At 66.1% G+C, this 15,628-nt stretch carries 22 protein-coding genes; 6 read left to right on the forward strand and 16 right to left on the reverse strand.

Translation table 11 applies throughout. From position 1 onward, the window contains the following. Positions 1 to 28: 28 nt before the first annotated feature. Positions 29 to 769, forward strand: coding sequence for a CAF17-like 4Fe-4S cluster assembly/insertion protein YgfZ (gene ygfZ, locus JNO53_RS02595; RefSeq protein ID WP_203107317.1), 741 nt, complete (start codon positions 29 to 31; stop codon positions 767 to 769). Here ygfZ and JNO53_RS02600 read toward each other — a convergent pair. Continuing rightward, a complete protein-coding gene (locus JNO53_RS02600; protein ID WP_203107319.1) occupies positions 753 to 1,352 on the reverse strand; it encodes a TetR/AcrR family transcriptional regulator in 600 nt (199 codons plus the stop codon). The two genes, ygfZ and JNO53_RS02600, sit on opposite strands and share 17 nt — an antisense overlap. 29 nt (positions 1,353 to 1,381) lie before the next feature. On the opposite strand from JNO53_RS02600, the gene JNO53_RS02605 reads away from it, so the two are divergent. Beyond that, the gene (locus tag JNO53_RS02605) at positions 1,382 to 2,290 is read left to right on the forward strand and encodes a metal-dependent hydrolase (protein WP_203107321.1); all 909 of its coding nucleotides are present in this window, start codon (positions 1,382 to 1,384) and stop codon (positions 2,288 to 2,290) included. A gap of 189 nt (positions 2,291 to 2,479) precedes the next feature. Then, on the forward strand, positions 2,480 to 3,358 hold the full coding sequence (locus JNO53_RS02610; RefSeq protein WP_203107323.1) for a metal-dependent hydrolase: 879 nt from the start codon (positions 2,480 to 2,482) through the stop codon (positions 3,356 to 3,358). 87 nt (positions 3,359 to 3,445) lie between these two features. On the opposite strand, the gene JNO53_RS02615 is transcribed toward JNO53_RS02610, so the two are convergent. From JNO53_RS02615 to rplU, 3 genes are all read right to left on the reverse strand, one after another. Continuing rightward, a complete protein-coding gene (locus JNO53_RS02615; RefSeq protein WP_203107325.1) occupies positions 3,446 to 3,979 on the reverse strand; it encodes a GNAT family N-acetyltransferase in 534 nt (177 codons plus the stop codon). A gap of 202 nt (positions 3,980 to 4,181) precedes the next feature. Further along, positions 4,182 to 4,451 carry a 50S ribosomal protein L27 gene (gene rpmA / locus JNO53_RS02620; RefSeq protein ID WP_119512486.1) on the reverse strand — a complete coding sequence of 90 codons (270 nt, stop codon included), beginning with the start codon at positions 4,449 to 4,451 and terminating at the stop codon, positions 4,182 to 4,184. A 12-nt stretch (positions 4,452 to 4,463) separates the two neighbouring features. Continuing rightward, the gene (gene rplU / locus JNO53_RS02625; RefSeq protein WP_203107854.1) at positions 4,464 to 4,994 is read right to left on the reverse strand and encodes a 50S ribosomal protein L21; all 531 of its coding nucleotides are present in this window, start codon (positions 4,992 to 4,994) and stop codon (positions 4,464 to 4,466) included. Positions 4,995 to 5,181: 187 nt separating this feature from the next. Here rplU and JNO53_RS02630 point away from each other — a divergent pair, with 187 nt between their 5' ends. Then, entirely contained in the window at positions 5,182 to 5,691 is a 510-nt protein-coding gene (locus tag JNO53_RS02630) for a hypothetical protein (protein ID WP_203107327.1), read from the forward strand. 10 nt (positions 5,692 to 5,701) lie between these two features. On the opposite strand, the gene JNO53_RS02635 is transcribed toward JNO53_RS02630, so the two are convergent. The 5 genes from JNO53_RS02635 to JNO53_RS02655 form a co-directional block, all read right to left on the reverse strand. After that, positions 5,702 to 6,025: a Rossmann fold domain-containing protein gene (locus JNO53_RS02635; RefSeq protein ID WP_203107329.1), complete on the reverse strand. Its 324-nt coding sequence runs from the start codon at positions 6,023 to 6,025 to the stop codon at positions 5,702 to 5,704. Then, positions 6,025 to 6,396, reverse strand: coding sequence for a dihydroneopterin aldolase (locus JNO53_RS02640; RefSeq protein ID WP_203107331.1), 372 nt, complete (start codon positions 6,394 to 6,396; stop codon positions 6,025 to 6,027). Before JNO53_RS02640 ends, JNO53_RS02635 begins: the two co-directional genes overlap by 1 nt. 9 nt (positions 6,397 to 6,405) lie before the next feature. Next, entirely contained in the window at positions 6,406 to 7,296 is an 891-nt protein-coding gene (locus JNO53_RS02645) for a class I SAM-dependent methyltransferase (RefSeq protein WP_203107333.1), read from the reverse strand. Between the two features lie 34 nt (positions 7,297 to 7,330). After that, entirely contained in the window at positions 7,331 to 8,734 is a 1,404-nt protein-coding gene (thrC, locus tag JNO53_RS02650) for a threonine synthase (protein ID WP_203107335.1), read from the reverse strand. Between the two features lie 241 nt (positions 8,735 to 8,975). Next, positions 8,976 to 9,323: an ArsR/SmtB family transcription factor gene (locus JNO53_RS02655; RefSeq protein WP_203107337.1), complete on the reverse strand. Its 348-nt coding sequence runs from the start codon at positions 9,321 to 9,323 to the stop codon at positions 8,976 to 8,978. Between the two features lie 62 nt (positions 9,324 to 9,385). Here JNO53_RS02655 and JNO53_RS02660 point away from each other — a divergent pair, with 62 nt between their 5' ends. Together JNO53_RS02660 and JNO53_RS02665 are read left to right on the forward strand one after the other, a co-directional pair. Next, the gene (locus JNO53_RS02660) at positions 9,386 to 9,868 is read left to right on the forward strand and encodes an SRPBCC family protein (protein ID WP_203107339.1); all 483 of its coding nucleotides are present in this window, start codon (positions 9,386 to 9,388) and stop codon (positions 9,866 to 9,868) included. Continuing rightward, a complete protein-coding gene (locus tag JNO53_RS02665; RefSeq protein ID WP_203107341.1) occupies positions 9,865 to 10,338 on the forward strand; it encodes an SgcJ/EcaC family oxidoreductase in 474 nt (157 codons plus the stop codon). The genes JNO53_RS02660 and JNO53_RS02665 overlap by 4 nt, the downstream gene beginning before the upstream one ends. Here JNO53_RS02665 and JNO53_RS02670 read toward each other — a convergent pair. The 7 genes from JNO53_RS02670 to ctaD form a co-directional block, all read right to left on the reverse strand. Beyond that, positions 10,335 to 10,910 (reverse strand): SURF1 family protein, encoded by a 576-nt coding sequence (locus tag JNO53_RS02670; protein WP_338015279.1) that lies wholly within the window; start codon positions 10,908 to 10,910, stop codon positions 10,335 to 10,337. The two genes, JNO53_RS02665 and JNO53_RS02670, sit on opposite strands and share 4 nt — an antisense overlap. After that, positions 10,907 to 11,296 carry a DUF983 domain-containing protein gene (locus tag JNO53_RS02675; protein ID WP_203107343.1) on the reverse strand — a complete coding sequence of 130 codons (390 nt, stop codon included), beginning with the start codon at positions 11,294 to 11,296 and terminating at the stop codon, positions 10,907 to 10,909. Before JNO53_RS02675 ends, JNO53_RS02670 begins: the two co-directional genes overlap by 4 nt. After that, entirely contained in the window at positions 11,296 to 12,117 is an 822-nt protein-coding gene (locus JNO53_RS02680; RefSeq protein ID WP_203107345.1) for a cytochrome c oxidase subunit 3, read from the reverse strand. The genes JNO53_RS02675 and JNO53_RS02680 overlap by 1 nt, the downstream gene beginning before the upstream one ends. Positions 12,118 to 12,180: 63 nt before the next feature. After that, the gene (locus tag JNO53_RS02685; RefSeq protein ID WP_203107347.1) at positions 12,181 to 12,753 is read right to left on the reverse strand and encodes a cytochrome c oxidase assembly protein; all 573 of its coding nucleotides are present in this window, start codon (positions 12,751 to 12,753) and stop codon (positions 12,181 to 12,183) included. Between the two features lie 2 nt (positions 12,754 to 12,755). Next, a complete protein-coding gene (locus tag JNO53_RS15445) occupies positions 12,756 to 12,881 on the reverse strand; it encodes a hypothetical protein (RefSeq protein WP_263853359.1) in 126 nt (41 codons plus the stop codon). Next, positions 12,878 to 13,801 (reverse strand): heme o synthase, encoded by a 924-nt coding sequence (locus JNO53_RS02690; protein WP_203107349.1) that lies wholly within the window; start codon positions 13,799 to 13,801, stop codon positions 12,878 to 12,880. The genes JNO53_RS15445 and JNO53_RS02690 overlap by 4 nt, the downstream gene beginning before the upstream one ends. Before the next feature lie 102 nt (positions 13,802 to 13,903). Beyond that, positions 13,904 to 15,625: a cytochrome c oxidase subunit I gene (gene ctaD, locus JNO53_RS02695; protein WP_203107351.1), complete on the reverse strand. Its 1,722-nt coding sequence runs from the start codon at positions 15,623 to 15,625 to the stop codon at positions 13,904 to 13,906. Positions 15,626 to 15,628 lie beyond the last annotated feature (3 nt).

The raw sequence follows: 15,628 nt of genomic DNA on the forward strand, positions 1-15,628 counted from the left end.
TAGGCGCGCCGCTGCCTATCTGTCACCCATGACCGCGACCCGCTTGTTCGACCGCGCCGTAGTGCGCCTGAGCCCGCTCGATGAAGGGGAAAACGTGACCGGCTTCCTCCAGGGCTTGCTGACCAACGACGTCGCGGGGCCGCTGCCCGCCTATGCCGCGCTGCTCTCCGCCCAGGGCAAGACGCTGTTCGACCTGATCGTCTGGCAGGGCGGCCAAGGCGAGATCCTGCTCGATTGCGAGGCCACATATGCGGAGGAACTGGTCAGGCGGCTGTCGCTCTACCGCTTGCGGCGCAAGATCGACATTCGGATCGACGACACGGTCGGCGTCCATTGGCGCAAGCAGAGCGGCGACGGCGCCGCGCCCGACCCGAGGCTCGCGGATCTCGGCGAGCGTTGGCTGGCGCCCGTTTCGGGCGACGACGTGGCTGCGGACGCCGAATGGCATGCGCACCGCCTCGCGCTCGGCGTTCCCGAGGGACGCGACGAGCTCGGCGACGTGCTGTGGCTCGAGACCAATGCCGTGGAGCTTCACGGCGTGAGCTTCTCCAAGGGCTGCTACGTCGGGCAGGAGAACACCGCACGGATGAACTGGCGGCAGAAGGTCAATCGCCGCCTCGTGGTCGTTCCGCTCGACAGTTCGGAGGAGAAGCGGCGCAAGGCGGCCTACCCCGCACTCGGCCTCGCGGTCGATCACCTGAGGCTCGAAGCGATCGATCCCGCGTGGGCGCCCGCCTGGCTTGCGGGATCGCTCAGCCCGGTTGAGTAGCCGCCGCGATCGAGTTCAGCAGCATTCGCTCGGCCCGGTCGCGGGCGGCAGTATCGGGCAGCTTGAGCGAGCGTGCGAGCGCGGAACCGATCAGCGCGTCCCCCATCGCCAGAAGAACGAGCGCCAGCGTATCCTCGTGCACCCGCGCCAGATCGCCATGCGATCCCGCTTCTTCGGGCGCGATTTCGTCCACCAGTTGATGGATCGCCTCGACGATCGGGGTCAGCGCATCCTCGTTGCCGGTCAGGATCATCCAGCTTGCGAGCGCTCCCGCCCCTTCCTTGTCGAAGGCATCGAACGCAAGATCGACCACTTCACGCGGCGATCCGAGGCCGGCGCGGCTCGCGCGGACGGCATCCTTGATGCTCTCGCACACGGTTTCGGCCAGATGCCGTGCGAGTTCCTTCTGCAGGCCCGACGCCGATCCGAAATGATGCAGCAAGTTGGCATGCGTCCGCCCAATCCGCGCCGAGACGGCTTTCAGCGTCACGGATTGCGGGCCGGCTTCTATAAGTAATGCGCGCGCCGCTTCGAGCGCAGATTTGCGGCTTTCCTCGGGGCTGAGACGCTTGCGACTTGCCATGCGATTCCCTGAACAATAAAAGATTAACCATGCGGGGGGATCAAACAATCGGGGTAGAGCGCGGGAGCGCTGCCGGCAAGTCGCCGCGCACCAGCGGTAGCGTGACGCCTGCCGATCATGCGCTGAATATTCGCGACCAGAAGTTCTGCCGGGGGGAGCGGCCGGCGCGCTGGTGGCACTCGGGCGATCCGGTGGCGACGGCCTGGTATAATTCGGTTTCCGCCAGTCTGCCCCGCGGGGAAAAGTTCTTCATCCAGGTGATGAAGTACTACGACGACAAGGTTCCGCCCGCCATGGCGGCGGAACTGCGCGCCTTCACGCGGCAGGAATCGAACCACGCGCGCGAGCATGTGGCGTTCAACAATCTCGCGCAGAGCCATGGTTACGACATCGAGAGCATCGACAAGGGCATCGAGGAGATGCTCGCGCTGACCCAGGGACGGCCGGTCGAATTCAATCTCGCGATCACCATCGCGCTGGAGCATTTCGCCGCGTCGATCAGCCACTGCCTGCTGACCGATCCGCGCTACCTCGCGGGCGTGGACGAGGAAATCGCCGAGATGTGGCGCTGGCACTCGATCGAGGAGATCGAGCACAAGGGCATCACCTACGACGTCTGGCTTCACGCCACGCGCGAGTGGAGCGCGTGGAAGCGGTACCGCGTGCGCGCGCTGCTGACGCTGCTGATCACTCGTCGCTATTACAACAACAGGGTGCGCGACGCGCTGGGCCTGCTGCGGCAGGACGGGATCACAGGTCTGCGGGCCAAGTGGCTGCTTTTCAGGCATTTATGGATCGCCCCCGGCATGATGCGGCGGATGTTCTTCGACTGGGCGAAAATTCTGCTGCCGGGCTTCCATCCCTGGAAGCAGGACGACCGGGCACTGATCCGCAAGTTCGACAGCCCTTACGCCGATGCGGTGATGCCGGCGGAATAAAACCGGTATTTCGCGTTCTTGTGAGCTCCCGCGAAGGCGGGAGCCTTGGGCCGCTCGGCCGTCCGGTGCGGCTTTCCCGTCGAGGAGCGCCGGTGGCCTGAGGTCCCTGCCTTCGCAGGGACTCTAGCCATATTGACACGAATGTCAGCGGATACTACTTACAAGAGTGTCAGTAAGTACGAGCGAATCATGAACGCCCCTCAGACATTCCCCTTCGACCGCGCTTCGGCGAGCCCCACACCACCCGATCTCGCGATCACCGTGCGCGACGAGCGCTTCAACCGCGAGGGCAAGCCGCGCCGCTGGTGGGCCGGCGAACCGTTCGGCACCGCCTGGCACAACGCGCTTTCCGCCACTTTCCCCCGCGGCGAAGCTTTCTTTATCGAAGCGGTCAAGGCGCACCGAGCCGGCGCGGACCCGAAGCTGGACGCCGAAATCCGCGCGTTCGTGAAGCAGGAAATCAACCACACCCGCGAACACATCGCCTTCAACAAGTTGGCGGAGAACGCCGGCTACGACATCAAGGCGATCGACAAGCGGGTCGAGGAGTTGCTCGCGCTGACCAAGGACCGTCCGGCGATCGCCAACCTCGCCGTGACCATGGCGCTCGAGCACTACACTGCGATGATGGCGCACGAGTTCCTCGCCAATCCGCAGCATTTCGAGAACGCCGACGCCGAGGTGCGGGCGATGTGGCGCTGGCATGCGGTCGAGGAGATCGAGCACAAGGGCGTCGCATTCGACACCTGGAATCACGCGACGCGAGACTGGTCGAAGTGGCAGCGCTGGAAAGTCCGCAGCCTGGTGATGCTCTCGGTCACGGGCAGGTTCTTCAAGAACCGCTGGATCGATTCGATGAACCTGCTCGCGCAGGACGGGATCACCGGCTGGAACGCGCGCTGGGGTCTGCTCAAGTATCTCGTGGCCAGCCCGGGCGTCCTGCGCCGGATCTTCCCGGCATGGCTCGCCTACTTCAAGCCCGGCTTCCACCCGTGGGAACACGACGACCGCGAGCTGATCGGCCTCTACGAAGGCGAGTTCGAGGACGCGCTGCTGCCGGCGGAGTGATTGCCGGGAGTCCCCGCGAAAGCGGGGACCTCAGGCAGCACCGGACGACCAGATGGCCTGAGGCCCCCGCCTGCGCGGGGGCTCACGCTATGCCGCACGCATGTCCGGCTCGACCTCGCCCGCCAGTTCCAGCGCGTACTCGGCCGCCAGCGCCTGCTCGCCTCGCCCGCGACTATACCGCGGACGGATGCGGCCGACGGGCGCGAAGCCGAGCTTGCGCAGGACGGCGCCTGAAGCGGGATTGTCGAGGAAGTGGCTCGCGACGATCCGCGGGTGTCCGAGCATGCGCGCGATCTCGATCATCGCGCTTCCCGCTTCGGTTGCATAGCCCTGCCCCCAGTGATCCCGGGCGATCCAGTAGCCCAGCTCGATCTCCCGGCCTTCCGGATTGATCCCGATGCAGCCGATCAGCGCAGCGTCGTCCGCGCGTGTGATCAGGAACCTGGGGAAACAGGGATCGAACGGGCGCGAGACGAATTCGCGCGCATCCGCCACGCCGTACGGCCACGGCGCGCGCGCCAGATTGCGCACCACACCTTCGTCGGCGATGGCGCTGAAGACCTGGCCCGAATCCTCGGGCCATGGCGGTCTCAGGAGCAGTCTCTGGCTGCGATGGAACACGGCGATCTCTCCTCATTCGCCCCGCAGCGCCCCGTTACGGGCGATGCGTGACAGTGCGATGGCGGCGAAAGAATATTTCGCCAGCGGGAGAGGGAGAAACGACAAGAGGGAGACGGGTCGGCCCCATCTCCCTCTTCGTCTGCCGGCGTTCAACCGGGCTGGGACCGTCCCGTGAGGACGATCCCGTCATCGGATCGTCCGGTTATTCGGCAGCTTCCGCGAGCATGTCGACCGACACGTACTTGCGGCCGAGTTTGCCGGTGTGGAATCGGACGACGCCTTGCGCGAGCGCGAACAGCGTGTGGTCCTTGCCCATCCCGACATTGGTGCCCGGATAGAACTTGGTGCCGCGCTGGCGCACGATAATGTTGCCCGGAATCACGCCCTGGCTGCCGAACTTCTTCACGCCGAGGCGACGGCCGGCCGAATCGCGACCGTTGCGGGATGAACCGCCTGCTTTCTTATGTGCCATCGTTCGTGGTCCTTACTTCTTCTCGGCCTTCTTGGCCGGGGCTTTCTTGGCCGGCGCCTTGTCGGTGGCGCCTTCCTTCTTCGGCGCAGCCTTCTTGGCGGCCGGCTTCTTCTCGGCAGTGTCGGCCTTCGCAGCCGGGGCAGCCGTCTTCGCGGGTGCCGCCTTCTTCGGCGCAGCTTCTTCCTTCGCAGGAGCGGCCTTGGCCTCTTCCTTCTTGGGAGCAGCAGCCTTCTTCTCGGCCTTCGAATCGCCCACCGCGGTGATGCGCAGCAGGGTCAACTGCTGGCGGTGACCCGCCTTGCGGCGATAGTTGTGGCGGCGACGCTTCTTGAAGACGACGACCTTCTCGCTCTTCGCCTGTGCGATGATCTCCGCCGAAACGGCAACCTTCGAGGCGTCGGCGATCTTGTCGCCTTCGCCAGCGAGCAGGACGTCGCCCAGCGTCACCGTGTCGCCGGCTTCGCCAGCGAGCTTTTCGACCGCGATCTTGTCTCCGGCGGCAACCCGGTATTGCTTGCCGCCCGTGCGCACTACTGCGAACATGGTGGTAACTTCCATTCTCATTGCTGTGCCCCTGCCGTGGTGGAAGGGGCGCGACCGAAATGCCGCCAATGGCGGTGTCCGGAAAGATGGGTGCCGTTAAGGGAAGCGCCCGCGCAAGTCAACGGCGGAAATCCGCCTGCGCGCGCCATCTGGCGCCGCGCGGGGTGCATGCTATGAGCCTTGCAGAATGAAGCAAGCCCTCATCCGCCTCGTACCACTCGTTCTGGCCGCCCCGCTGGCCGCCTGCGCTGGCGGCAGCGCCGACTACCCGTCGCTGGCGATCCGCGACGCGGAGCGTGTCGAGGGCACGTTCGAGCCTGCTCCGGCAACCGAAGCCCCGGCCCCGCCAGCGGTGCCGAGCGCCGATCTGCTCCAGCGGCTTTCGCAGCTACGGACCGAGGCAGCGAGTGCCCATCGGGCGTTTACGCAAGCCGTGCCGGGCGCGCGCCGCACGATCGAGGCCGCTCGCGGGGCAGGCGTTGAAACCAATAGCTGGGCCGCCGCGCAGGTCGCGCTGGCCGATCTCGATTCGCATCGCAGCAGGACTGCGGTCGCGCTGGGCGATCTCGACCTGATATTCGCCGATGCGACACTCGCCTTCGAGCTGCGAGAGCCGATCGCCGACGCACACGGCCAGGTCGCCGACATGATCGCGCAAGAGGATGCGATTCTGGCGGAGCTGCGCGGCGCCTTCTAGCGGGCTGCGCTTACCGCCTTCGCGAGCCTTCCTCGCCCAGGGGCAGATATTGCCCGGTCACGCCGGGCGCAGCGGCCAGGTATCGCTCTGCTTCCGCAATCGCGTCACCCTGTCCCGCCACGGCATTGACGCGCAGCGGCGCATGCTTTCGCGCCAGCCCGGCCACCGCTGCAATCCGCCAGGCACGGTGCGTATGATCGGCCGGAGCGAAGACGAGCAGCAGATCGTCGCCCCCGGCAAGCGCGTCCTCGGCATAAGGCAGCCAGTGCTGGTGGAACACGCTCGCGGCGGACAGGGGATCTTCCGGCAGATCGTCCACCGCGATCCGCTTCATCAGCGGCGCTCGCGGGTCAGCGTGATGCCGATCTTCTCGTTGCCTTCCGCGATAGCGAGCTTGACGATCTTCACCGTGACCGCCTCGACCCGGTCGTCCTGCAGGAACAGGGTTTCGCAGATGTGGTCCGCAACCGCCTCGATCAGCTTGAAGTGCACGCCGGGCGGCAGGGCTTCCGTGGCGGCGAACTTCAGGTCCATGTAGTTCTTGCTCGCGTCGAGCGGCGTATCGGGCGCGTAGCGGGCCGCGCACTTGAGCCGCGCGCTGATCGAGATGCGCAGCGGCTGCGGCTTGCCGGTCTCCTCCGAGTAGATGCCCGTGAGGACATCGTGCTCGAGATCGGCGACTTCGAGGATCAGCGAATCGGCCATGTGCTGCGCTTAGCCCCGATTCGACCAGCGGGCGAAGATTGCGGTGGGGAGGAGGCGGGGATCTTCGCTATCTTCGCGCACAGAAAGGTCGCCGTGTTGGATTTCCCCCGGCAGATCCTGCAGAACTTCAGCCAGCAGTCCGGCGAGCGCGAGGCTGCTCATGCGCACCGCGTAGACGGTGAGGAAGAGGAAGCGGCTGCGGCCATCGAGCAGCTTTCGGCAATCGCGGACGAGGCCGGGCAGCCCCTCTTCGATCCGCCAGACTTCCCCGTTCGGGCCGCGCCCGAACTTGGGCGGATCGAGGATGATCCCGTCATAGCGCCGCCCGCGCCGCACCTCGCGCGCGGCGAACTTGACCGCGTCGTCGACGAGCCAGCGAACCGGCCGCTCCTCCATGCCCGAGAGCGCCGCGTTCTCGCGCGCCTGAGCGACGGACTTCTTCGAGGCGTCGACATGCGCGACCTGCCCGAAGCGGCTGAGCGCCAGGGTTCCGACGCCGGTATAGCCGAAGAGATTGAGGAGCTGCGCATCCTCGGCCGCGCCGAGTTGCGCGCCCATCCACTCCCACACAGGGGCCATGTCGGGAAAAAACCCGAGATGGCGGAAAGGCGTGCATTGCGCGGTGAAGCGCACCTCGTTCCAGGAAAGCGGCCAGCCCTCGGCCGGCACCGGCTCGGCGAACTGCCAGCGGCCGCCGCCGTCCTCGTCCGAACCGGGCACGAACTCGCCGTGCGCCCGCCAGTCGGCACTGCGCGGGGTCCACATGGCCTGCGGCTCGGGCCGGATGAAGCGGTAGCGGCCGTAGCGCTCGAGCTTGCGGCCGTTACCGCTGTCGACGAGCCCGTAGTCGGCCCAGGGTTCGCCGATCATGACCTGAGGGTTTTCGATCAGGCGGGCCATGCCGGACCTTGTCGTTCACGCGCAGAGGCCACGATCACACGCTCGCATGCTCGGTGATGTACGTGGCTACCGCATCATAGTCGCCGGGCAGTTCGGTAAAGCGTTCCTCGCGCGCAAACAGGTCGCCGACGCGTGGGGGCAGCGGCGGGCGGGTCCCGGTCGCGCGCTCCACGGCATCGCGGAACTTGGCAGGATGGGCAGTAGCAAGCGTCACGACCGGCGCATCGACGTCCTGCAGGCGCGCCGCGTGGAGGCCGATTGCGGTATGCGGATCGACGGTCTCGCCGCAATGCTCCCACGCCCAGCGCATCGCCTGGGCCATCTCGTCCTGATCGGCGCGCGCGCTGGTGAAAAGCGCAGCGGCCCCTTCGCGCTGCGCGTTGGTGAGCCGCATCGCCTTCGTCGCCTCGAACCCGCGCATCTGTTCGGCCAGCGCCGCGCCGTCGCGCCCGCCGCAGTCGAACAGCAGCCGCTCGAAATTGGAGCTGACCTGAATGTCCATCGAAGGCGCCGCGGTCGGCGTCACCTCGCCGGCCGAATAGTCGCCGTCGGACAGCGCGCGGTGGAGGATGTCGTTGACGTTGGTGGCCACGATCAGCCGCTCGACCGGCAGGCCCATCTTCGCGGCGACATAGCCGGCGAAGACGTCGCCGAAATTGCCGGTCGGCACGCTGAAGGCGACCTTGCGCCGGGGCGCGCCGAGCTGCAGCGCGGCGGCGAAGTAATAGACGACCTGCGCCATGAGCCGCGCCCAATTGATCGAGTTCACCGCGCCGAGCCGCACGCGGCCGGTCAGCGCGGTATCGGCGAACATGCGCTTCACCATCGCCTGCGCGTCGTCGAAGCTGCCCTCGATCGCGATATTGTGCACGTTGGGCGCAAGCACGGTGGTCATCTGGCGGCGCTGCACGTCGCTGACGCGGCCCTTCGGATGGAGCATGAAGATCTCGACGCCCTCGCGGCCCGCAACCGCATCGATCGCAGCCGAGCCGGTATCGCCGCTGGTCGCGCCGACGATCGTCAGCCTCTCTTCGCGGCGACCGAGGAATTCCTCGAACAGCAGCCCGAGCAGTTGCAGCGCGACATCCTTGAACGCCAGCGTGGGCCCATGGAACAGCTCGAGCAGCCAGTTGCGCTGATCGAGCTGGACCAGCGGCGTCACCGCCTTGTGCGCGAAGCGGGCATAGGCCTCCTCGCACAGCTCGCGCAGGCGCTCGGGCGTCAGGCTGTCGCCGACGAACGGCTGCATCACCCGCGCGGCAAGCTCGGCGTAAGGGAGACCGGCCAGTGCCGCGATCTCGCCATGCGAGAACTGCGGCCATTCGCGCGGCAGGTAGAGCCCGCCGTCGTTCGCCAGACCGGCGAGCGTGACGCCTTCGAAATCGAGCGGCCCGCCATTGGGGTTTTGGGCGCTTCCGCGGGTGGATAGGTATTCCATCGACCGGAGCGACTAGCCGCGCGCAGGGCGGCGAGCAAGCAAGCGGCGCTTATCGGTTCAAAAGCCTCCGTTCGTGGTGCGGGGAATATCCTCTCCGCGTTCTCTGCGGACTCTGCGCGAAACTTAAACTCTGTGCCTCTGTGCCTCTGTGAGTGCTCAAATTCTTTTCGAGACGGTGTCTTAGGCAGGCAGACGAAGCGCCAGTGGCCTGGCCCCCGCCTGCGCGGGGGAACGGCGCGTTTCAGCGCGAACGGGCTTTGACCGTATCCTGCTCCAGCTCCTGCTTGAGGCGATGCAGGCCGGCGGCGGCCGCTGCAGCGTGCGGGCCGATCCAGCGCTCGTGGATCGCCTGAATGGGCATGGCGTCGAGGTAGTTGAACCGCTCCCGCCCCTTGCGCACCGGCACCACCAGCCCCGCCTGCTCCAGCACGCGCAGATGCATCATCACCGTGGTCCGGTCGAGTTCGTCGAAGCAGGCGCAGAGCTGCTTGGTCGTGAGCGGGCGCAGCTTAAGCGCATCGCAGACCGCCCGCCGCACGGGATTGGCCAGCGCCTTGAACACGGCGTCGAGGTCGTCTTCGATTGACATGTTAGTTTTTTATAACATATTTTCCAACCAATCAAGCGGCGACTCGGAAAGGAACGGATGCGATGGAACTGAAATTCAGAGTGGCGGCGCGGATCGCCAGGCCGGTGCACGAAGTGTTCGAGGCAGTCGCCGACCCCGGACAGCTCTCCCGCTACTTCACCACGGGCGGCGCGCAGGGACGGCTCGAGACCGGGGCCACGGTGACCTGGGACTTCCGGGACTTCCCCGGCGCATTCCCCGTCTACGTGATCGAGGTCGTGCCGAACGAGCGGATCGTGCTGGAATGGGATGCCAGCGAAGGCGAACCCCCGAACGTCGAGGGCGCCGAGTCGACCGGAGCGGACTATCGGACGACCGTGACGATGACCTTCAAGCCGCTCGACGACGGCCGCACGCTGGTCGAAATCGCCGAAGAGGGCTGGCGCGAGAACCAGGGCGCGCTCAAGGCCAGCTACGGCAACTGCCAGGGCTGGAGCCAGATGCTCTGCGCGCTCAAGGCCTGGCTCGAGCACGGCATCAATTTGCGGGAGGGGATGTACGTGTGACCGGACCGGCGAGCAGCGATGCGATGGGGGAAGTCTCCGGCCTTTACTTTGCGCTACTGGAGGCCTGGAACCGCCAGGATGCCGCCGGCATGGCCGCGCTTTTCGCGGCTGAAGGCGTACAGATTGGCTTCGACGGAACCCAGATGGTCGGGCCGGAGCGAATCCAAGCCCACCTCGAGCCGATCTTCCGTGATCATCCCACAGCGCGATTCGTTGCGAAAGTGCGCGACTGCCGCCCACTCGGATCGGACATGGCGCTGCTGACGGCCGTCGCCGGGATGGTCCCCCGCACCGGCGGCCTCGTCAACCCACAGGCCAACGTTGTTCAAACCGTGGTCGCTTCATGCAAGGACGGATCTTGGGCCGTGGAGCTGTTCCAGAACACCCCGGCCGCCTTTCATGGCCGCGACGAGGATCGAGACCGTTTGACCGCAGAGCTTCAGGCGGTCGCCGATCGCCCGGACGGCTAATCCACCATCTCGTCGCGACGCCTTCGAAGGGCCAGCATGTAGATCACGAGCGCCGTCAGCGCGAAGAAGAACCACTGCCCGGCGTAAGCGAGGTGGTTGTTGGGGACATCCGCGGGATCGGGCGGCGCCAGCGGCACGAGGCCCGCCGTGGGCTGCCCCACCACGAGACGCGGACCGGGCGCGACGATCCCCTCGACCGTGCCGCCCTGCCACTCGGGGGTCACGGGCCGTTCCGACCAGCCAATCGCCACCTTGGCTTCACGTCCGTCGCCGATCGCGCAGCGGGCCACATGGGCCCAGCCCTTGCGTCCCTCGACGCTGGTCCCCGCGCGCGAGGACAACTCCAGCACCTGCTCGCAATCGAGTTGGGCGTGGCGGAAGAGCGCCGCCTCCGTCTCCGCTTCGCTCTGCGGCCATTCGACCGCGGAGGAGAGCGTATGGGCCTGCTGGTAGCGGGCGAGCAGCGCTTCCTTCTCCGCCTTGCGGTCGAGCTGCCAGAAGCCGAGCGCGATCATCGTCGCGACGGCAGCGGCGACGATCACTGTCGCGATGATCGGAACCTTCCGCCTCACAGCTCGCGGCTTCCCGCTTCCTTGGCGCGGTTCCGGAATTCGGAGGCAAGCAGCGCCGCCTTGGCGACCCGCAGGCCGAAGATCACCGCAAGGGCGGTGACGGGCACCCACATCAAAGCGTGCAGCCAGAGCGGCGGGCGGAATGTGAGTTCGACCGAGATCGCAAGCGCGGTGACCGCAGCGCCGATCAGCAGCGTGAGGAACGCCGCTGGCCCGTCGCCGACATTGAAGCTGTCGTAGTCGAGCCCGCACGCCCGGCATCGCTCGGCAAAGCGAACGCCGCGTGCGAACAGGGTCTTCCCTCCGCACTGCGGGCACAAACCGAAAAGGGCAGCCTCGGCGATGCCGGGCTGCCCCTTTTCTGGCGTCGATTCGCCCTGATCCATCAGTGGACCGGCGCGCCCCAACCGCCCCATACGTACACGACGACGAACAGGAAGAGCCACACCACGTCGACGAAGTGCCAGTACCAGGCGGCCGCTTCGAAGCCGAAGTGCTGACGCGGGGTGAAGTGGCCCAGATAGGCGCGGCGCAGGCAGACGATCAGGAAGATCGTGCCGACCAGCACGTGGAAGCCGTGGAAGCCCGTCGCCATGTAGAACGCCGAGCTGTAGGTGTTGCCACCGAACTCGAACGGCGCGTGCCAGTACTCGTAGGCCTGGATGCAGGTGAACAGCACGCCGAGCAGGACCGTCAGCCACAGGCCCTTCTTCAGCCCGTCGCGATCGCCGTGGATCAGCGAGTGGTGCGCCCAGGTGACCGTGGTGCCGGAGCAGAGCAGGATCAGCGTGTTGAGCAGCGGCAGGTCGAACGGGTTCATGACCGCTTCGATCGCCACCGGCGGGAACTGGCCGCCGACCACCTCGGAAAGCGTGCTGGGGAACAGCGAGAAGTCGAACCAGGCCCAGAACCAGCCCGCGAAGAACATGACTTCGGAGGCGATGAACAGGATCATGCCGTAGCGCATGTGAAGCTGCACGACGGGCGTGTGATATCCCGCCTCGGCTTCCTTCACGATGTTGCTGAACCAGCTGAAGAACGTCGCGATCAGCCCGGCGATGCCGAGGCCGAGCACGATCTGCCAGTTCGCCAGCTCGTGCATGTAAAGGACCATGCCGCTGGTGAAGGTGACAGCCGAGATCGAGCCGATCAGCGGCCAGATGTCGGGCGGGAGAATGTGGTAGTCGTGGTTCTTGGTTCCGGCCATTGATCGAAGGTCCTGTCAAAGCGTTGCGCGGCCCTTAATCGGCGGCGCGCCGTTGGTCCAGTGTTAGGAAGCGGGTTCCGGCTTGCGGTGGAAAGTGTAGCTCAGGGTGATCTGTTCGACACCCTGCGCGTTGGGGTCGTCGCGGATCGCCGGATCGATGTAGAACAGCACCGGCATGCGCACTTCCTGACCCGGCTGGAGCGTCTGCTCGGTGAAGCAGAAGCACTGGATCTTGTTGAAGTACTTGCCCGTCTGCTCGGGCTCGACGTTGAAGGTCGCGGTTCCGGTGATCGGCTCCGCGCTGTCGTTGCGCGCAACGAAGAACGCCATCTCGCGCTCCCCGACCTGGACGGTCTCGGTCACTTGTTCGGGGGCGAAGGTCCAGGGCATGCCGTGCGACGTGCTCGCGTCGAACCGGATCGATATGGTCGAGGCGCCGGTGCTCTGTGCGATACGTGCCGCGACGGCCGCGTCCGTCTCGGTCGCGCGCTGCGTCGTGCCCGCGAAACCGGTCACCTGGCAGAACAACTGGTAGAGCGGGACCGCGGCATAGCCGAGCCCCAGCATGGCAGCAGCGCCGAAAAAGCCGAGGAGGCCGACACGCAGGTTCTTCCGTTCGAGCGCGGCGGTGGACATGATCAGTCTCCCATCTTCACGAAGGTGAGGACGTAGAACAGCACGACGAAGAAGCCGAGCACGAGCGCGAGCGCGATGTTGCGCCCCTTCTGCCGCCGCTTGAATTCTTCCTGTTCTTCGGGGGTCATCCGAGCCATCCTTGCGTTTGCGCCATGCGGTCCGCAACGAGGGCCGCGAAGAGCGCGAAGAGATAGAGCACGCTGTAACCGAACAGCCGCTTCTCGGGCAGCATCCGGTCGTCCGCACCGGCGGCGCGGAACGCGACGGGCACCGAAAGCGCCACGAATACCGCCGTCAGCGCCGCGGCCGCTCCGCCATAGAGGAGGCCCGTGCCGCCGATCAACCAGGGGGCCAGCGCGAGCGGCAGCAGCAATACGGAGTAGATCAGGATCTGCCGCCGGGTCGACCGCTCGCCCTTCACCACGGGCATCATCGGAATGCCGACCTTGGCGTAGTCCGACTGCACGAACAGCGCGAGCGCCCAGAAATGCGGCGGGGTCCAGAAGAAGATGATCGCGAACAGCAGGACCGGCATCAGCGTGACGTCGCCGGTCACGGCAACCCATCCGATCATCGGCGGGAAGGCCCCCGCCCCGCCGCCGATCACGATGTTCTGCGGCGTGCGCGGCTTGAGCCAGATCGTGTAGACGACCGCGTAATAGATGATCGAGACCAGGAGGATCGCGGCCGAGAGCCAGTTCACCGCCAGCCCCATCAGCAGGACCGAGCCTACCGACAGGGCAATCCCGAAGTCGCGCGCGTCGATGCGATTCAGCCGGCCGGCGGGAATGGGCCGCCCTGCGGTCCGCTTCATTCCCGCGTCGAGATCGGCTTCCCACCACTGGTTGAGCGTCGCCGCGCCGCCCGCACCAAGCGCGATGCACAGCACGGCCGTAAAGCCGAGCACCGGGTGGATCGTACCGGGCGCCGCCAGAAGACCGCAGAGCCCGGTGAAGATCACCAGGCTCATCACTCTCGGCTTCGTCAGGGCGAAGAAATCGCGCCAGTCGGCCGGGACGGATCGGGTGTGGGACGTGGTCGCGGTCATATCAAAAAATGCCCCCTCCCGCGAACGGGAGGGGTCCATGATCGGTTGGGCGGGCGGCGGCGGGCCGCCCTTTCCCCTCCCGCAAGCGGGAGGGTCGCATTGTCAACTCGTCGCCGGGGTCGCGGCCGCCGGGCGGTGATCGTGATAGCCCTGGCTTTCCTCGATCACCGGCAGCGTCTCGAACTGGTGGTAAGGCGGCGGGCTCGAAAGCGTCCACTCGAGCGTCGTCGCGCCCTCGCCCCAATAGTTCGGCGCCGCCCGCTTGCCCGCGATGAACGCGTAAGCGAGGTTCACGAAGAAGACGAGCATCGAGACGGCCATGATCGTGTAGCCGACCGAGGAGATCTCGTTCCAGTAGGCGTAGCCTTCCGCATAGTCCGGGTAACGGCGGGGCATGCCTTGCCAGCCCAGGAAGTGCTGCGGGAAGAAGATCACGTTCACGCCGATGAAGAAGCCCCAGAAGTGGATGTGCGCCAGCAGTTCGCTGTGCATGCGCCCGCTCATCTTCGGGAACCAGTAGTAGAAGCCCGCGAAGAGCGAGAACACCGCACCCATCGACAGCACGTAGTGGAAGTGCGCGACCACGAAGTAGGTGTCGTGCACGACGTCGTCGACGCCGCCGTTGGCGAGGTAGACGCCGGTCACGCCGCCGACCGTGAACAGGAAGATGAAGCCCAGCGCCCAGACCATCGGGCTCTTGAACTCGAGGCTGCCGCCCCACATCGTCGCGATCCAGCTGAAGATCTTCACGCCGGTCGGGACCGCGATGACCATGGTCGCCGCCGTGAAGTACATCTTCGTGTTCACGTCGAGGCCCACGGTATACATGTGGTGGGCCCAGACGACGAAGCCGACCACGCCGATCGCGACCATGGCGTAGGCCATGCCGAGGTAGCCGAACACCGGCTTGCGGCTGAAGGTCGCGACGATCTGGCTGACCATGCCGAAGCCCGGCAGGATCATGATGTAGACCTCGGGGTGGCCGAAGAACCAGAACAGATGCTGATAGAGCACCGGATCGCCCCCGCCGGCCGGATCGAAGAACGTCGTGCCGAAGTTGCGGTCGGTCAGCAGCATGGTGATCGCAGCGGCGAGCACCGGCAGCGCGAGCAGCAGCAGGAAGGCGGTGATGAGCACCGACCACACGAACAGCGGCATCTTGTGCAGGGTCATGCCCGGCGCGCGCATGTTGAAGATCGTGGTGATGAAGTTCGTCGCGCCCAGAATCGAGCCTGCGCCCGCAAGGTGGAGCGAGAAGATCACGAAGTCGACCGCAGGACCGTCATGCCCATAGGTCGCCAGTGGCGCATAGACCGTCCAGCCCGTCCCCGCACCCGAACCCGCGGCTGCGCCCGGGACGACCGTGGAGATCATCAGCGAAACGAAACCGGCGGCGGTGAGCCAGAACGAGATGTTGTTCATCCGCGGGAAGGCCATGTCGGGCGCGCCGATCATGAGCGGCACGAACCAGTTGCCGAAGCCGCCGATCATCGCCGGCATGACCATGAAGAACACCATGATCAGGCCGTGCGCCGTGACCAGCACGTTCCAGTGGTGCAGCGCGGCGTCGAAGCCTTCCTCGCTCGCACCGAGCGGCCAGGCCTGCGTAAGGATCTGGATGCCCGGCTCGGCGAGTTCGGCACGCATGATGCCCGAAATCGCACCACCGATGATGCCCGCGCAGATCGCGAAGATCAGGTAGAGCGTCCCGATGTCCTTGTGGTTGGTCGACATGAACCAACGCGCAAAGAAGCCGGGCTTGTGATCGGCATCGTGATGCTCGTCTTCGGTGTGAGCCTGAAAACCTTCAGCGGTGGTAGCCATGGT

This window comes from Altererythrobacter sp. C41, from assembly GCF_016803135.1.
Taxonomy (GTDB): domain Bacteria; phylum Pseudomonadota; class Alphaproteobacteria; order Sphingomonadales; family Sphingomonadaceae; genus Pelagerythrobacter.